The 17,692-nt window shown below is 63.3% G+C and carries 11 protein-coding genes; 1 reads left to right on the top strand and 10 read right to left on the bottom strand.

Features of this window, described 5'->3' with window-relative positions; genetic code table 11:
• Positions 1-328 precede the first annotated feature (328 nt).
• The 10 genes from ACVOLL_RS16375 to purB all read right to left on the bottom strand — a co-directional run bounded on the left by ACVOLL_RS16375 (position 329) and on the right by purB (position 15,996).
• Complete coding sequence (locus ACVOLL_RS16375; protein ID WP_282272078.1) at positions 329-922, bottom strand: LOG family protein; 594 nt, start codon at positions 920-922, stop codon at positions 329-331.
• 125 nt (positions 923-1,047) lie between these two features.
• Positions 1,048-2,472 carry a dihydrolipoyl dehydrogenase gene (gene lpdA, locus ACVOLL_RS16370; protein WP_296246216.1) on the bottom strand — a complete coding sequence of 475 codons (1,425 nt, stop codon included), beginning with the start codon at positions 2,470-2,472 and terminating at the stop codon, positions 1,048-1,050.
• A 129-nt stretch (positions 2,473-2,601) separates the two neighbouring features.
• Positions 2,602-3,801, bottom strand: a complete 1,200-nt coding sequence (sucB, locus tag ACVOLL_RS16365) for a dihydrolipoyllysine-residue succinyltransferase (RefSeq protein ID WP_481513847.1) — start codon at positions 3,799-3,801, stop codon at positions 2,602-2,604.
• A 43-nt stretch (positions 3,802-3,844) separates the two neighbouring features.
• A complete protein-coding gene (locus ACVOLL_RS16360; protein WP_481513846.1) occupies positions 3,845-6,676 on the bottom strand; it encodes a 2-oxoglutarate dehydrogenase E1 component in 2,832 nt (943 codons plus the stop codon).
• A 174-nt stretch (positions 6,677-6,850) separates the two neighbouring features.
• Positions 6,851-7,756 (bottom strand): GNAT family N-acetyltransferase, encoded by a 906-nt coding sequence (locus tag ACVOLL_RS16355; RefSeq protein WP_481513845.1) that lies wholly within the window; start codon positions 7,754-7,756, stop codon positions 6,851-6,853.
• Positions 7,753-9,228 carry a ribosomal protein uL16 3-hydroxylase gene (locus ACVOLL_RS16350; protein WP_481513861.1) on the bottom strand — a complete coding sequence of 492 codons (1,476 nt, stop codon included), beginning with the start codon at positions 9,226-9,228 and terminating at the stop codon, positions 7,753-7,755. The genes ACVOLL_RS16355 and ACVOLL_RS16350 overlap by 4 nt, the downstream gene beginning before the upstream one ends.
• A 57-nt stretch (positions 9,229-9,285) precedes the next feature.
• Positions 9,286-11,550, bottom strand: coding sequence for an EAL domain-containing protein (locus ACVOLL_RS16345; RefSeq protein ID WP_481513844.1), 2,265 nt, complete (start codon positions 11,548-11,550; stop codon positions 9,286-9,288).
• Positions 11,551-11,691: 141 nt separating this feature from the next.
• Positions 11,692-12,138 carry a hypothetical protein gene (locus ACVOLL_RS16340; RefSeq protein WP_481513843.1) on the bottom strand — a complete coding sequence of 149 codons (447 nt, stop codon included), beginning with the start codon at positions 12,136-12,138 and terminating at the stop codon, positions 11,692-11,694.
• Entirely contained in the window at positions 12,122-14,236 is a 2,115-nt protein-coding gene (locus ACVOLL_RS16335; protein ID WP_481513842.1) for a methyl-accepting chemotaxis protein, read from the bottom strand. The genes ACVOLL_RS16340 and ACVOLL_RS16335 overlap by 17 nt, the downstream gene beginning before the upstream one ends.
• A 377-nt stretch (positions 14,237-14,613) precedes the next feature.
• Positions 14,614-15,996, bottom strand: coding sequence for an adenylosuccinate lyase (gene purB / locus ACVOLL_RS16330; protein WP_481513841.1), 1,383 nt, complete (start codon positions 15,994-15,996; stop codon positions 14,614-14,616).
• 201 nt (positions 15,997-16,197) lie between these two features.
• Between purB and ACVOLL_RS16325 the strand changes: the two genes are divergently transcribed.
• Entirely contained in the window at positions 16,198-17,607 is a 1,410-nt protein-coding gene (locus tag ACVOLL_RS16325; protein ID WP_481513840.1) for a class II fumarate hydratase, read from the top strand.
• The last annotated feature ends 85 nt before the right edge of the window (positions 17,608-17,692 follow it).

Raw genomic sequence — 17,692 nt, 5'->3', positions numbered from 1 at the left:
TTTGTAGGAGCGGCGTCAGCCGCGAAGCCGGCAATGTCCCCGACGCGCATCGATTGCGATTGCACGATGCATGTTGGCCTTTGCTGTTGTTTGCTTCAAAGGCCTGCGGTCTGTGCAGGATACGAGCTTCGCGGCTCATGCCGCTCCCACAAAAACCAACCGGACGATTGTGGGAGCGGCGTGAGCCGCGGAGCCACAAATGCATCCGGCGCGCATCATCTGCAATTGCACGATGCAGGTTGGTTGTTACTCGCATGGAAGGCTGGCGATCTGCATGGAACGCCAGCTTCGCGGCTCACGCCGCTCCCACAAAAGACCGCCGTTTGCCTCAACGCAGCGCGTTGCGCTTCTTCTCGTCGAACCACTTGTCGGCCTGGGCCGGCGAGTAGTTGCGCATCCACTCCAGCATCTGCGTGGCGTCGTCGCCGTACCACAGGTCTTCGCGCTGCTCCGGGTGCAGGAAACGCTCGCTGACCATTGTGTCGATCATGCCGATCAGCGGCTGGTAGAAACCGTCGATGTCGAGGAAGGCGCAGGGCTTGTGGCCGATGCCGAGCTGGCGCCAGGTCAGCATCTCGAAGATTTCCTCGGCCGTGCCGAAGCCGCCGGGCAGGGCGACGAAGGCGTCGGACAGGTCGAACATGCGCGACTTGCGCTCATGCATGGAGCCGACGATCTCCAACGAGGTCACGCCCTTGTGCGCGACTTCCATGTCCACCAGGTGCTGCGGAATCACGCCGGTGACTTCGCCGCCAGCGGCGAGCACGCCGTCTGCCACCGCGCCCATAAGGCCGGTACGGCCGCCGCCATAGACCAGACGCAGCCCTTCGTTGGCGATGCGCGTGCCCAGTTCGGTGGCGCGTTCGACGTAGATGGGCTTGGCGCCGGGGTTGGAGCCGCAATAGACGCAGATGGACTTCATGTGTTGTTCCTGATGGATGGGAAGAGGTGGTCGTTCTGCCGCCGATGAATGCGCGTGCAGACCGGGGACTACAAAAGCAAGAAGGCTCCGCCTTGGCGGAGCCTTCAGGTCACAGGCCGTGGAGCTTAGTTGGCCTTGTGGATGGCGCGCTTGGTCACTGCCATTGCCGCGTCGTGTACTGCTTCGGACAGCGACGGGTGGGCGTGGCAGATGCGGGCCAGGTCATCGGACGAGCCGCTGAACTCCATGGTCAGCACACCTTCGTGCACCAGCTCGGAGACATTGGCGCCAACCAGGTGCATGCCCAGCACGCGGTCGGTTTCGGCGTGTGCCAGCACCTTGACGAAGCCAGCCGGCTCCACCATGGCGACGGCGCGGCCGTTGGCGGCGAACGGGAAGCTGCCGGCCTTGTACGGGATGCCCTCGGCCTTGAGCTGGGCTTCGGTCTTGCCGACCCATGCCAGTTCCGGCTCGGTGTAGATGACCCACGGAATGGTGTCGAAGTTGACGTGGCCCGGCAGGCCAGCGATCAGCTCAGCCACGGCGACGCCTTCCTCAAAGCCCTTGTGGGCCAGCATCGGGCCGCGCACGCAGTCACCCACCGCCCAGACGCCATCGACGCCGGTGTGGCAATGGTCGTCGACCACGATCTGGCCACGCTCGTTGATCTGCACGCCGGTGCCATCGGCCAGCAGGCCCTTGCTGGCAGCGCGACGGCCAACGGCCACCAGCAGCTTGTCGACGGTCAGGCTCTTCTCGCCTTCGGCATCGGTGTAGCTGACGATGACTTCTTCGCCCTTGATCTCGGTCTTGGAGACCTTGGCGTTGAGCAGGATGTTCAGGCCCTGCTTCTTGAATTCCTTGGCGGCAACCTTGGCGACTTCAGCATCGGCAGCAGCCAGGAAGTCCGGCAGTGCTTCCAGGATGGTGACGTCCGAACCCAGGCGCTTCCACACGCTGCCCAGTTCCAGGCCGATAACGCCAGCACCGATCACGGCCAGACGCTTCGGCACTTCGGTGAAGTCCAGTGCGCCGACGTTGTCGACGATGTGCTTGCCGTCAAACTTGGCGAACGGCAGTTCGATCGAATCCGAACCTGCAGCGATGATGACGTTGGTGCCCTTGAGCTCGACTTCCGAACCGTCGTGCTGCTTGACCTTGACCACGTTGCCGGCCTGCAGCTGGCCGAAGCCATAGTAGGTGGCAACCTTGTTGGCCTTGAACAACTGGGCGATGCCGCCGGTGAACTGCTTCACGATGGCGTCCTTGCGGCCGACCATCTTGTTCACGTCGATCTTGGCGTCGTTGAAACTGATGCCGTGCTGATCGAAGATGTGGCCCATGTTCCAGTACTGGCGCGAGGAGTCCAGCAGCGCCTTGGACGGGATGCAGCCCACGCGCAGGCAGGTGCCGCCCAGGGCCGGCTTGCCGTCCTTGCCCAGCGCTGCATCGATGCAGGCGGTCTTCAGGCCCAGCTGTGCGGCGCGGATGGCAGCGTGGTAGCCGGCCGGACCAGCACCGATGACGACGACGTCGAATTGTTCAGCCATTTGAGATTCCTTGTTGCCTGTCCCTTCTCCCGCCGGGAGAAGGTGGCGCGTAGCGCCGGATGAGGGTGCGGGTGAGGCTTGCCCTCACCCCAACCCCTCTCCCGCGGGCGGGAGAGGGGCTCGGAGCAATTACAGGCCGAACAGCATGCGGCCCGGGTTTTCCAGCTGGTTCTTGATGTCCACCAGGAACTGCACCGAATCCTTGCCGTCGATGATGCGGTGGTCATAGGACATGGCCAGGTACATCATCGGGGCGATCACGACCTGGCCGTTCTCGGCGATCGGACGGTCCTTGATGGCGTGCATGCCGAGGATGGCGCTCTGCGGCGGGTTGACGATCGGGGTCGACATCAGCGAGCCGAAGGTGCCACCGTTGGTCACGGTGAAGGTGCCGCCCTGCAGTTCTTCCAGCGACAGCTTGCCGTCACGGGCCTTCTTGGCGTAGTCGGCAATTGCCTTCTCGATGTCGGCGAACGACATGCGCTCGACGTTGCGCAGCACCGGGGTCACCAGACCTTTCTCGGTCGACACGGCGATCGAGATGTCCGAGTAGCCGTGATAGATGATGTCGTCACCATCGATCGAGGCATTGACCAGCGGGAAGCGCTGCAGTGCGTTGGCGGCAGCCTTGACGAAGAAGCTCATGAAACCGAGCTTGATGCCGTGGGCCTTGACGAACTCTTCCTGCAGTTCCTTGCGCGCAGCCGAAACCTTGGACAGGTTGACTTCGTTGAAGGTGGTCAGCATGGCGGTCGAGTTCTTCGACTGCATCAGACGCTCGGCAATGCGCTTGCGCATGCGGGTCATCGGCACGCGTTCTTCCGGACGTGCACCGCCGGCCTTGCCGACGCCGCCGTTGCGGGCGAAGTTGACGATGTCTTCCTTGGTCACGGCGCCGTGGCGACCGGTGCCGGACACGTCAGCCGGGTTCACGCCCTCGGTGATGGCCGAGAAGCGGGCGCCCGGGGGCAGGGTGTCGGCAGCCGACTTGGCAGCCGGGGCCGGTGCAGCGGCTGCAACCGGAGCGGCGGCGGCCGGGGCAGCAGCCTTCGGTGCTTCAGCAGCAGCGGCCGGAGCGGCAGCGGCAACCGCGCCTTCCTCGATGATCGCCAGCAGCTGGCTCGAGGTGACGGTGTCGCCTTCCTGGAACTTGATTTCCTTCAGCACGCCATCAACCGGCGCCGGTACTTCCAACACGACCTTGTCGGTTTCCAGGTCGAGCAGGTTCTCATCACGCTTGACCGCATCACCCACCTTCTTGTGCCAGGTGGCGATGGTGGCGTCGGAGACGGATTCGGGCAGTACCGGTACTTTGACTTCGGTGGCCATTTGGCTGATTTCCTGGTTTCGTTATTCTTGTGGAAAAGGGGGCTTATTCGGCGTAGTTGTCGTCGATCTTGTTGACCAGCGCGTCGGCGAGCAGCTGTGCGAGTTCGCGCAGGTGATCGGACATGTGGCCAACAGCAGGCGACGGAGAACGCGGGCGACCGGCATAGTGCAGCGCCTGGCCATCGGCCACGCATGCCTGCAGGTGGTGCTTGATCTGGTACCACGCACCCTGGTTCATCGGCTCTTCCTGGCACCACACGACGTCGGTTGCCTTGCCGTACTTCTTCAGTTCGGCAGCCAGCGCCGGGCGCGGGAACGGGTAGAGCTGCTCAACGCGGACCAGTGCCACGTCGTCCTGGCCGCGCTTGGTCACGTCTTCCAGCAGGTCGTAATAGACCTTGCCCGAACACACGACGACGCGCTTGACCTTCTTGACGTCCGCGGTGGCGTCGCCGATCAGGTGCTGGAACTCGCCGTTGGCCATTTCGTCCAGGCTGGACACGGCCAGCTTGTGACGCAGCAGCGACTTGGGCGACATGACGACCAGCGGCTTGCGGGTAGCCATGCGCATCTGGCGACGCAGCATGTGGAATGCCTGCGCCGGGGTCGACGGCACGCAGACCAGCATGTTCTCCAGCGCGCACAGCTGCAGGAAGCGCTCAAGGCGCGCCGAGCTGTGTTCCGGACCCTGACCTTCATAACCGTGCGGCAGCAGCAGGGTCAGGCCGGAGATACGGCCCCACTTTGCTTCGCCGGAGGCGATGAACTGATCGATCACGACCTGGGCGCCGTTGGCGAAGTCGCCGAACTGGCCTTCCCAGATGCACAGGGTGTTCGGATCGGTGGTGGAGAAGCCGTACTCGAACGCCATCACCGCTTCTTCGCTGAGCAGCGAATCGATGATGGTGGCCTGTTCCGGCGACTCGACCAGCTGACGCAGCGGCAGGTAGTAGTTGTCGGTCTTCTGGTCGTGCAGGATCGCGTGGCGGTGGGTGAAGGTGCCGCGGCCCACGTCCTGACCAACCAGGCGCAGTGCGTTGCCTTCGTCCAGCAGCGTTGCGTAGGCCAGGTTTTCGGCAAAGCCCCAGTCGCCCAGGATTTCACCGGCGGCCATCTTGCGACGGTCGTCGTACACCTTGGCAACGCGCGAATGCACTTCCACGCCTTCCGGAATGGTGTTGATCATGGTGGCCAGCTGGGTCAGCTTGCCCATGTCGACCTTGGTGCTGACCGGATCGGACAGCTTGCCCGAGAGGTACTTCGACCAATCCACGTACATCTTGCTGGTGGCTGGAGTCTTTTCGACCTTGGCCAGCTCGGTGGTGACTTCGCCCGAGTCCAGCTTGTTGCGGTAAGCGTCGACCATGTCCTTGCCGGCACCAGCAGCGATGACGCCTGCGGCTTCCAGCTGCTCTGCGTAGAGCTCGCGGGTGGTCTTGTGCTTGCGGATCACCTGGTACATCAGCGGCTGAGTGATCGCCGGTTCGTCGGCTTCGTTATGGCCCCAGCGGCGGTAGCAGACCAGGTCGATCACGACGTCCTTGTTGAACTGCTGGCGGAAGTCATAGGCCAGCTTGGCCGCGAACACCACGGCTTCGGGATCGTCGCCGTTCACGTGCAGGACCGGTGCAGCAACCATCTTGGCGATGTCGGTGCAGTACAGGGTCGAACGCGAGTCGTCGCGGTTGGAGGTGGTGAAGCCCACCTGGTTGTTGATGACGATGTGCACGGTGCCGCCTACCGCGAAACCGCGGGCCTGCGACATCTGGAACAGCTCCATCACCACGCCCTGGCCGGCGAATGCAGCGTCGCCGTGGATCAGGACCGGCATCACCTGCTTGCGTGCGGTGTCGTTGCGGCGTTCCTGGCGCGAGCGCACCGAGCCGACAACCACTGGATCGGCGATTTCGAGGTGGGACGGGTTGAAGGCCAGGGCCAGGTGCACCGGGCCGCCATCGCTGGCGACGTCGGCCGAGAAGCCCATGTGGTACTTCACGTCACCGGCAACGGCGCGGTCGTCGTGCTCGAACTTGCCTTCGAATTCGTCGAACAGCTTGCGCGGGTTCTTGCCGAGGGTGTTGACCAGCACGTTCAGGCGGCCGCGGTGGGCCATGCCGATGATCACGTCCTTGACGCCTTCCTTGCCGGCGTCGCGGATGATGGTGTCCATCATCGGGATCAGCGAGTCGCCGCCTTCCAGCGAGAAGCGCTTCTGGCCGACGTACTTGGTGTGCAGGTAACGCTCGAGGCCTTCGGCAGCGGTCAGGCGTTCCAGGGTGCGACGCTTGGTGTCGGCATCCAGGTTGTAGTTGCCACCGGCAGCTTCGAGGCGCTGGTAGAGCCACTGGCGCTGCTCGACTTCGGCGATATACATGAACTCTGCGCCGATCGAACCGGTATAGGTCGCCTTCAGGCGCGCAAACAGGTCACGCAGCTTCATCCGCGGCTGGCCGCCGACACCACCGGTGCTGAACTCGTCGTTGAGGTCGGCATCGCTGAGGTGGTGGAAGGGCAGGCCCAGGTCCGGCGGGTTGACCGGCGGTGTCAGGCCCAGCGGGTCGAGGTTGGCGCCGAGGTGGCCGCGCGAACGGTAGGCGGTGATCAGACGGCCGACGTTGCGCTCGCGCTCGTCGCCGGAACCGGCGTTACCGCCGACCTTGCCAGCGTTCTTTGCGGCTTCGGTGATGTGTGCGATGGCGGCGGAGTGCGGCACATCGCCAGCTTCGCGGCCTTTGAAGCCGTCAAAGTAGGACTTCCACTTGGGGTCCACACTGTCCGGGGAGACGAGGTACTGTTCGTACAGGTCCTCGACATAGGAGGCGTTGCCGCCGGCGAGCTGCGATGATTGCGCAAACTGCTTCAGTAGATTGTCCACGATGGAGAGTCGGATTCACTTGTGGGGTAGTTCTGGGAACCGGCGGACCTGCTACAGCGTCCCGCGCGGGCGTGTTCTAACCACGAAATTATACCCCTCACTGGACAGGAAGGGGCACCTACACTGTCCCGCGCATTAATACCTGACTGCGGCTTGTCCTGCCCCGGTCAATGCTCAGACACCTAGTACGCGAAGCCCGTTGCAATCACGTGAACGTTCCCAGATACGCTTGAACAGCGCTTCCTGCTGCTGCGCGTGGGCGGGGCTGTCCAGGGACAGCTCGCCTTCTACGCGGGCGCCCATTGGACGAAAGTAGCAGTCGCCCCGATCGTTGCTGATAGCGGCCGAACTGACCTCGCAGTCCATCGGGTCTACCGGCTCACGTAGCTTGAACACACTGGGCAGGCGCTGCGCCAGGGCGATGAAGGCTGAGGGCAGGGCTGGCAGGTCGGCTTCGTGCAGCAGCACCAGTACCTGCTTGTCGCGGCGGGCGGTGGCAAAGCGGCGCAGCGCATCCAGGACCAGCGCTTGGCCGAGCAGGGCGTCGTTGCCGCGCAGCTGCAGGTGCACGTGGCGACGTGCGCCGTGGATGACCGCGGCCATGGCGGCGCGGGCCTGGTCCGGGTCCTGCACCCGCATTGCCCCGTCCAGACGCCGGCGCATGGTCTGGTGACCGATGCCGGCTTCTTCAAATTCAACACCTTCCGGCAGAAACCCGTTACTGGCATAGAAGTCGCGGGCATGCAGCTGGGCATGCAGGCTGACTTCGCCCCAGCCGCGCTTGCGGGCGGCACCCAGTAGCGTATTCAGCAAGGCTTGGCCGACGCCCTTGCCGCGCCAGGTGGCGAGCACGGCCATGCGGCCGATGCGCTGGTCGGGGGTCAAGCGGGCGGCGCCGATGGCGTGGCCGTGTTCATCCAAGGCCAGGGCGTGGTCGCTGAGCGGGTCCAGCTCGTCTATTTCCAGCTCGGCAGGGACGTTCTGCTCGCTGACAAATACGGTATGACGCACGCCGTGCAGCAGGGACTGCTGCACGGTGTAGTCGGCGATCTCTACATGGAAGATCGCGGTTTGACTCATGCCGACGGGGTTTCCGCGTCGTCTTCGTCTTCTTCCTCGCCGTCGTCGCAGATCACCACGACCTCGACGCCTTCCTCATTGACCAGTACGGTCTCGATGCTGGCGCTGGACGGCTCGCCTTCACCGGCTTCGCTGTACTCGATCACTTCGATCTCGACTTCCGGGGCATCGGCTTCGTCGTCGAAGTCCTCGTCCTCGAAATCTTCCTCGGCCACGTCTTCCATGGCTTCCAGCGCATCCTGCTCGGCGAGCATGGCGGCAATGGTTTCCACGTCCAGCAGCTGGTAATGGCCGCCGACGATCAGTTCCATCAGCGCATCTCGGCCCTTGTTGCCGAGCTTGTTGAACAGGGTGATATCGATCTGCTCGGCGCCGGCCAGGGTCTGTGCGTCCTTGATCGACAGCTGGAACGCCAGCCCCGAGCAGTACAGCGAGGCACCGCGGGTGGCGCGGCGCCAGGCCAGGCGAGCCCAGGGGTGACGCTCCAGCACGCCGCCGTTTTCCAGTTCAGCGGTCACTTCTTCCGGCGACGGCGGTGCCTGCGAGGGCAGGATGTCGCCAGCGGCGCGGTAGGTGGTGATGAAGCGGCCGAACCAGTTGCCGAGACGATCCGGGTCGTTCATGCGCAGCGCGTTGAGCGCGGCGACCACACGCTTCATCGCGGCGGCGTCGATCTCGTTCGGGTCTTCCGGCAGCTTCAGGTCCGGGTCCTGGAAGCGGATCGATTCGTCGGCATCGGCGACCAGGTCGTCCAGGTAATCGCTGATCAGCTCGGCCGAGGACGGCGCGCGCATGCCGAACGAGAAGGTCAGGCAGGGGTTCACGGCAACGCCGTTGTGCGGCACGTTCGGCGGCAGGTACAGCATGTCGCCCGGGCCCAGCACCCAATCGTGGGTCGCCTTGAACTTCTTCAGCAGCTTCAGCTCGACGTCGGGGCGGAACTCCAGCGACGGACGCTTGCCCTTGGTCGACTCGCTGGCGTCGATCTGCCAGCGGCGCTGGCCATGGGCCTGCAGCAGGAACACGTCGTACTGGTCGACATGGGCGCCAACCGAGCCGCCAGTGGCGGCAAAGCTGATCATCACGTCGTCCATGCGCCAGCGCGGCAGGAAGTTGAAGTAGGAGGTCAGGGCGCGCACTTCCGGGTCCCACTTGTCCACGTCCTGCACCAGCAGGGTCCAGTCGTGGTCGGGCATGCCGGGGAAGTCTTCTTCCTGGAACGGGCCGGTACGCAGGGTCCAGCCATCGGTGGCGCGGTCATGGCTGACGATGCGCGCCAGCGCACCTTCTTCGCAGGCCAGGCCGGCCAGGTCTTCCGGCATTACCGGGGTTTCAAAATTCGGGAAGGCGGCGCGGATCAGCAGCGGGCGCTTCTGCCAGTAATCGCGCAGGAAGGTAGCCGGGCTCATGCCCAGCGGCAGGCCGGGCTTGGCCTGGACTTCAATCGGATAGGTCTTTTTCATCGTGCGCAACACCTTGGGGGAAGCCAAAATCAAAACCGGCCGATATCGGGCGGCGGGACACCATTTTCACCCAGGCGCTGCCAAAGCGCCTAACGGATTCGGCTCGACGGGCGTGAAGACCGCCGAAATCGAGGGATGTGCCCATGTATCGTCCTGCAACAACTCGCTCAGGGCCTCGGCCGGGCAGGGGGGGCTGAATAGATACCCTTGGGCGAGGGTGCAACGTTCTTCGCGCAGGAAATCCAGATGCTGTGCGTGCTCGACACCCTCGGCAATGACTTCCAGTCCAAGGCTATGGCCCAGCCCGATGATGGCGCGGCTGATCAGGCTCAGCTCGGTATCTTGTGGAACACCGCCGATGAAACTCTTGTCGATTTTCAAAATGTGCAATGGAAACCGTTTCAGATAGCTCAGCGAGGAGTAGCCGGTGCCGAAATCATCCAGCGCAAGGCGGACACCCATTTCCGCCAGTTGCCGCAGGGTGGCCAGTACCGACGCGCTGTCCTGCATCAGCTGGGTTTCGGTAAGCTCCAGAACCAGGCTGGCTGCAGGCAGGCCGCTGCTGCGCAGTGCGCAGATTACCGTGCTGACGAAGCTGTCCTGTTGCAGTTGGCGGTGCGACAGGTTTACCGAGCAGTACAGGTGCACATGACCGGCTAGTTGCCAGCGCCGGGTCTGCTGACAGGCTTGTCGCAGCACCCATTCACCAACGGCGATGATTTCGCCGGATTCTTCCAGTGATGGAATGAACTCCAGCGGCGCAATCAGGTGCCCGTTGTGTTTCCAGCGCAGCAGGGCTTCAACCCCGACCAGCCGTGCCTGCGGCTGTGCCAGATCGTGGATGGGCTGGTAGTGCAGCTCGAATTCCTGCCGGTGCAAGGCCTGCCCAAGGGCGCTTTCCAGCTCGAGCTGACGCATGGCGGCGGCTTGTAGCTCGGTGCTGTAGTACGCGAACTGGGCTTTTCCGCCTTTTTTTGCAAGGTGCAAGGCGAGGTCGGCCGATTGCAGGGCGTCTTCCTGATCGGGGGTGTGTTGCAGCCTTGCGATGCCGATGCTGGCATTGACCACCAGGGTTCGTTCGTCCAGCTGCATCGGCTGGTGCAGGTGCGAGAGGATGCGCTGGGCAACCTGTTCGGGGTTGGTGGCGCTGGCCGGATGGGTGAGCAGCACCACGAACTCGTCACCACCAAAGCGGAACAGGTGGTCGTCCTGGCCCAGGCACTGGCTCAGGCGCTCGCCGACCAGGATCAGCACGCGATCACCGAACAGATGCCCAAAGCTGTCGTTGATCAGTTTGAAACGGTCGAGGTCGATGAACAACAGGCTGGCCGCGGCAGCAGTGGCAGCGGGCGATTGTTGGATGCTGGCAAGCAGCTCATCCAGGCGCAGACGGTTGGCCAGTCCGGTCAGGGGGTCGTGGCGGGCAGCGTGGTGCAGTTCCTGTTCGATTTTCTTTCTGCGGCTGATATCGGTCTGCGATCCGGTCACGCGGATCTCGCCCTTGCTGTCGGCCTCGGCAATGCCGCGGCTCAGCACCCACAGCCATTCACCATCGTGGCGACGGATGCGGTATTCGTGGTGGATGGACTCGGTGATGCCGGTGAGGTGCAGGTGGATGGCGTTGCGCAGGCCTGGCAGATCATCAGGGTGTACGCGCGCGTACCAGCAATGGCTGGTGCGACCGAGGTTGTCCGCGGGCATGCCGATCATTTCCGCCCAGCGCTCGGACACGTACAGGCTGTCTTTGCCGACGTGCCAGTCCCAGATGCCATCATTGGCGCCGCGCAGTGCCCGCGCCAAGCGCGCTTCACTGTCTTCCAGCGCCTTGCGTTGCGCAGCGCTGTAGGTGTCGATGGCGATGGTCATGTCGAAAAATACTGCTTTGAGCAGACTGCACAGCAGTTCCACGCCATCGCTGTCAGCGCACAGGCGCTTGCTCATTTCATGCAGATACAGCCGATAGGCGCCCAGGTACCACTTCAGGTCGACCTGGTTCAGATGGTGGATCAGACCGATGCACAGCCGGTTGTGCAGGTAGTGGTCATCGTAAGGGCCTTGCCACAACTGCTGGTAGTACTGCAGTTGCTTGTGTTTGAGGCGCTGCAGCATGGCTGCATCGTCCAGTTGTGCTGACGGCGCCGGGAACTGTTCCAGATGTTGGTAGAGCTTGTCTATGAAGTCGCGCTGTGCGCCTGCGACGCTTCCCGCAGCGTGATTGAGCGCCAGCCTGTCACCATCCTGCCATTCAAGCAGCTGGTGGCGTTCGGCAAGCTCGGCCTGATCCAGGCCGATGCGCTGGATCAATTCCTGGAGTAGTTCGGCAGCACCCATTAGGTCCCCCTGTACACAACGGCGGTAGTGAAAAGACGCCGCGATTGCCACTGGGGCGCTACGGCAGTCACGGCAGCCTGTGCTGCAGGACCCTGGGGTCCTGCGCGGCTCAGTCGCTGTAGATCCTTCGGTGGCGCGCTGTCAGCCGGGTGTGGACAGATCTTCCAGCAGGCGCAGCAGGCGCTGCCGCAGTTGCCCCATCTCGCGCGAGCGGAACGCATTGCGGCTACGTTCCAGCGTTTCGATCGCATCACATAGCGCTGCCTGGACATGGCCGGCGGGGCCGAGTTCGCTGGGGTCGAGCCAGCGGCATAGCGGAGCTTGGCTGCAGTCACTGCTTTGGCTGATGACCTGGCCGTCCTCGAGATCTTCAAAGAACAACCGTAGCCGGCTTGCCAGTTGCGGGTCCGTGCAGACAATGCGGTTCATCACAGGCCTTCCATCGCGGGCCGGAAGTCTGGCGCGGCGCATGGCCGGTGTTTCTGCAGCGGCGGCGGTGTGCAGGGTGAGCGGGGTTTCATGCAAGGGCGGTGGGGCATCGCTGGCAATCGCGTCAACATCTTCGTTTCTCTCAACGGCTGGAAGCATCAACTTTCCTGGAGCTGTGTAAGGGGTGCCGGTCTGCCGCAGTGGTGCTGTCGTGGCGATGGCCGGGTGCAGGCGTTGCATCAAGTTGGAATCGCGAGATGGCCAGGGTCAGTGCATCAGCCTGTTGCTGCATGGCGTGAGTGGCGCTGTTGGTGTCCTGTACGAGTTTGGCATTCTGGCGGGTGGTGATATCCATCTGAGCGATGGTCCGGTTGATCCGCGATATGTCGCTGCTTTGTTCGCGGGAGGCGCTGGAAATATCGGCTGTTATCGCGGTGGCTTGACGGACCGAGGCGACAATGTCTTCCATGGTGATACGGGCCCGCTCCGCCAGCGCGGAACCGCTGGCTACCTTGTCCACGGATTCAGAGATGAGCTGGCGTATCTCCAGTGCCGCTGCCGCGGAGCGTTGCGCCAATGCACGTACTTCCGTGGCGACCACTGCGAAGCTTCGGCCGCTGTCACCGGCACGGGCGGCTTCCACGGCGGCATTCAGGGCCAGGATGTTGGTCTGGAAGCTGATGCCGTCGATGACGCTGATGATCTCGGCGATTTTTTTTGACGAGGCTTCGATCGCCAGCATTGTGGTTGCCACTTCACCAACCACTTGGTCGCCTTGTTGCGCGACGCAGGCTGCCTGCCGGGTAAGCAAGCTTGCTTGTTGCGCGGCATCAGCATTGTGGGTGATGACCTGGGTCAGCTGATCCAGCGATGATGCGGCTTCTTCCAGCGTTGTTGCTTGTTGCTCGGTGCGCGTGGAGAGCTCCTCATTGCCGCTGCCTATCATCTGCGCCGAGGTGTCGATGTCATTGGCGGTCTGCTGGATGCGGGCGACGATGGCAGCCAAGTGTGCGGCGGTGGCATTGGCATCCCCTTTCATCTCGCCGAACACCCCTTGGAAATCGCGTTTGATGCGATGGCTCAGGTCGCCACGGGATAGGGCGGAGAGAATCTGGCGCATTTCATTGGTGCTCTCCGAGGTGGCTTCCAGAAGACGATTGATTCCGTCGGAGAGGCGCCCCATCAGGCCGTCGTCGGTGTGGCTATGCAGGCGTTGATCCAAGTGGCCTTGAGCGGCGGCATCGATGATTGCGGCGATGTCCTGTTCCATGCGGAACTCGGTGGTACGGTCGTGCCACTCAACTACGAAGCCCATTGGCTTTCCGTCAGTGCAGTGCATCGGAGTGACGTTGAGGTGGAAGTGTGCGTCACCGATCTGGATGCGGCTGGAATGCGGGGCAGTAAGTGTGTCCAGTAGTGCACGCACGCGTGCCGGGTTGCGGTGGAATATATGGATGTTGGTGCCGACAAGTCTGTCGGGATCAAAGTTGGAAAATGCCTTGCGCAGCTCCTGCTGTTGATTGCGCAGAATGGCGATCACCGCGGGATTGGCGTAGACGATCTCATGGCTGGTATTTGCAATCATCATGCCGGCACAGGAGAAGCTCAGCGCACGTGCCATGTGATCTTCGCTGGCCAGTTGGGTGGATGAGGGTGGCGGTTCCAGGGTGCTGGAATTTGCATCCTGAGTACCGTTGGAGTTGTCGGTCTGGCTGTCTGCAGTGGCGGGATGCGGCGTGGAGAACACGCAGGAAATGCCTGCAACCAGCAATAGGCTGCTTATGTGTAGTGGCGTTGCAGCGTTGGCTTCCAGCCAGGTGTCATTGGCACTTGGCCAATGCGCGGCCAGATGGTGGACGACCATGACGATCGCCGCGCTGATGACGGGTGCGCGTTCACGGTAGTGGGCAAGCAGGCAGAGCAGGACGAGTTCGGTTGCCCACGCTTCATCGTGCAGCGTCGGCATCTGTATGGAAACGGCAACGACTACAACGCTCAACGACAGGGCCAGGATCACACGACTGCGCATGCCGCCGCTGGCTTGCGCGCGGCTGAACCAGGCGCCTATCAGCGTAGCTGGCACGGTTGCGCCCAGAAACGGTAGCCATGCGCCGGATCGTAAAGCCAGCAGTAACGAGGCGAGGCAAATAGCGCCAAGCGACAACCTGAGTAACCGGTCAGCGTGAATGACCGGGGCAGATGGAGCCAATGTCTGGACAGTAGCCATGAATTTCCCCCCTGTTGAAAATTCGGGCAAAAAAAAAGCGCCACCACATCCTCTCCATTACGAGTGGATGTGGTGGCGCTTCGTCTTGCAGGCCCTGTGTGTCCTGCCCGGCAAAGCCGGTCGCCGCCAATTGCGGCACCGCTAATCGCCTTTTCTACACTATTGGTTTCCAATCTTCCAGAGCCCTGAGGCAAGCGCGGGCACTCGCGACTTGTCGGTCAGCAATAGCGTTGTCATCCACGATCGGCCCGCGCTTCGCGGTTACCGGGTTTTGGCTGGCGGTGGATTCGAACGTTTCCGTCTGGCGGCGGATAGATAGTGAAGAGTGTTTCGGTTCCTCTCACCCGATGATGGGGGAGAGGAACCTGCGCTGCTGAGGGCGTTGGGCTCAGCTGAGGGCGTTGGGCTCAGATCGCCTTGGCCAGCTCAGCCGCCAAGCCGGCATACCCGCCCGGGGTGAGCTCGCGCAGGCGCTGCTTGGCGTCGGCCGGTAGTTCCAGGGTCTCGATGAACTCGCGCATCGAATCGGCGGTGATGCCGTGACCGCGGGTCAGGGCCTTGAGCTGCTCGTAGGGGTTCGGCAGGCCGTGGCGGCGCATCACCGTCTGCACGGCTTCGGCCAGCACTTCCCAGGCAGCGTCCAGATCGGCGTCCAGGCGCTCCGGGTTCACGGTCAGCTTGCCCAGGCCCTTGGCCAGCGACTCCAGGCCCACCTGGCTGTGGCCGAAGGCGGTGCCGACGGCGCGCAGTACGGTGGAATCGGTCAGGTCGCGCTGCCAACGGCTGATCGGCAGCTTGGCGCTGAAGTGTTCGAACAGGGCGTTGCCGATACCGAAGTTGCCTTCTGCGTTCTCGAAGTCGATCGGGTTGACCTTGTGCGGCATGGTCGAGGAGCCAACTTCGCCTTCCTTGAGCTTCTGCTTGAAGTAGCCCAGCGAGATATAGCCCCAGATGTCGCGCGACAGGTCGATCAGGATGGTGTTGGCGCGGCGCGCGGCGTCGCCGATCTCGGCGACGTTGTCATGCGGTTCGATCTGGGTGGTGTAGGGGTTGAACACCAGGCCCAGCGAGGTGACGAAGCGCTCGGCGAAGGCCGGCCAGTCGATGTTCGGGTAGGACACAACGTGGGCGTTGTAGTTGCCGACAGCGCCATTGATCTTGCCGGTCAGTTCGACCGCACCAATCTGGCGGATCTGTCGTTCCAGGCGGGCGACGACATTGGCCAGTTCCTTGCCCAGGGTGGTCGGCGAGGCGGTCTGGCCGTGGGTGCGCGACAGCATCGGCTGCTCGGCCTGGGCATGTGCCAGCGCGCGCAGAGAGGCGGCGATGCCGCTGTAACCGGGCAGGATCACCTTGTCGCGGGCTTCGGCCAGCATCAGGCCGTAGGACAGGTTGTTGATGTCCTCGCTGGTGCAGGCGAAGTGCACGAACTCCAGTGCAGGTGCCAGCTCGGCGTCGTCCTTGAGCTGCTCCTTGATGAAGTACTCCACGGCCTTGACGTCGTGGTTGGTGGTGCGCTCGATTTCCTTGACGCGGGCGGCATTCTCGACCGAGAAGCCATTGGCCAGTGCATGCAGCTTGGCCTTGCCGGCGGCCGAGAAGTCGGCCAGCTCGGTGATGCCCGGCTCGGCGCCCAGCGCCAGCAGCCATTCGATCTCGACCTTGACGCGGGCCTTGATCAGGCCGTACTCGGAGAAGATCGGGCGCAGAGCGTCGACCTTGCCGGCATAACGGCCATCAAGCGGGGACAGGGCGAGCAGGGCGGCTTCTTGGCGGGACGTATCCGTCATGGCGGCAGGCTTTGGGCAGTAGCGGGGGCGCATATTCTACGCTGCCGGGGCAACCGCCGCTGGCGGGCCATTGAATCCCGTCGGCCGCAGGTGCCAACGCCGCATTTGACGGGTATGGTGTGCGCAGCCGCCAGCCAGGGAAGCCTGCCCATTGCCAGCCGCAGCTTCCTTTCCCCCCAATGAAGAAGTGCGGAGTAGATGATGAGCAAGGTTGCCAAAAGTGGTTTCCGGACCGAACACGACAGCATGGGCGAGCTGCAGGTGCCCGCCGAGGCCCTCTGGGGCGCGCAGACCCAGCGCGCGGTTGAGAATTTCCCGATTTCCGGGCAGCGCATGCCGCGCGCCTTCATTCGTGCGCTGGGCCTGATCAAGGGTGCCGCGGCCGAGGTCAACACCGGCCTGGGGCTGCTGCCCAAAGGTGTTGGCAAGGCGATCCAGTCGGCGGCTACCGAAGTTGCGATCGGCGCGCATGACAGCCAGTTTCCGATCGATGTCTACCAGACCGGCTCGGGCACCTCGTCCAACATGAATGCCAACGAGGTCATTGCCACGCTCGCCAACCACGGTGGCAAGGCCGGCAAGACGGCGGTGCATCCCAACGATCACGTCAATCTGGGGCAGAGCTCCAATGACGTCATCCCGACCGCCATCCGTGTTTCGGCCCAGCTCGAGGTGGTGGAATCGCTGCTGCCGGCGCTCAAGCACCTGCGCAAGACCATCGACAAGCGCGCCCGCACGTTGGGCAAGATCGTCAAGACCGGCCGCACCCATCTGATGGACGCGATGCCGCTGACCTTCGCCCAGGAATTCGGTGCCTGGTCGGCACAGCTGGCTTCGGCCGAAGGACGCATCGAGGATGCCTTGAAGCGCCTGCGCCGTTTGCCGCTGGGAGGCACAGCGATCGGTACCGGCATCAACGCCGATCCGCGCTTTGGCGGAAAGGTGGCGCGGGCGCTGTCGCTCAGCACCGGGGTCAAGTTCGAGAGTGCGGCCAATAAATTTGAAGGGCTGGCCGCGCAGGATGACGCAGTGGAACTGTCAGGTCAGCTCAATGCGCTGGCGGTGGCTTTGATCAAGATCGCCAATGACCTGCGCTGGATGAACTCCGGTCCGCTGGCCGGCCTGGGCGAAGTGGAGCTGCCAGCCTTGCAGCCGGGCAGCTCGATCATGCCGGGCAAGGTCAATCCGGTGATCCCGGAGGCAACCGTGATGGTGGCTGCGCAGGTGATTGGCCACCATGCGGCGATCACCGTGGCCGGGCAGACCGGCAACTTCCAGTTGAACGTTGCACTGCCGCTGATCGCGGCCAACCTGCTGGATTCGATCCAGCTGCTGTCCAATGTGATGAGCCTGCTGGCCGACAATGTGTTCGTGGGTCTGGTGGTCAAGCAGGAGCGGGTGCGCGAGGCCTTGGCCCGCAATCCCATCCTGGTGACTGCATTGAACCCGATCATCGGCTACGAGAAGGCTGCGGCGATTGCCAAGCGCGCCTACAAGGAGCAGCGGCCGGTGCTGGAAGTGGCGCTGGAGGACAGTGGCTTGTCCGAGGCCGAGTTGAAGCGCCTGCTGGATCCGGCAGCGCTGACCCTGGGCGGCATCCACGATCATTGATCGGCTTGCACCCTCCCTTTCGCGTAGCGAAGGGGAGGGCTGTTGAGGGGTTGGCTTTCGGCCCTTCGGTTGCTGTTGGCGTCGC

It is taken from the genome of Stenotrophomonas sp. STEN035, assembly GCF_056759935.1.
The sequence above is the reverse complement of the archived record's forward strand: the minus strand, read 5'-3'. Positions and strand labels throughout refer to the sequence as shown.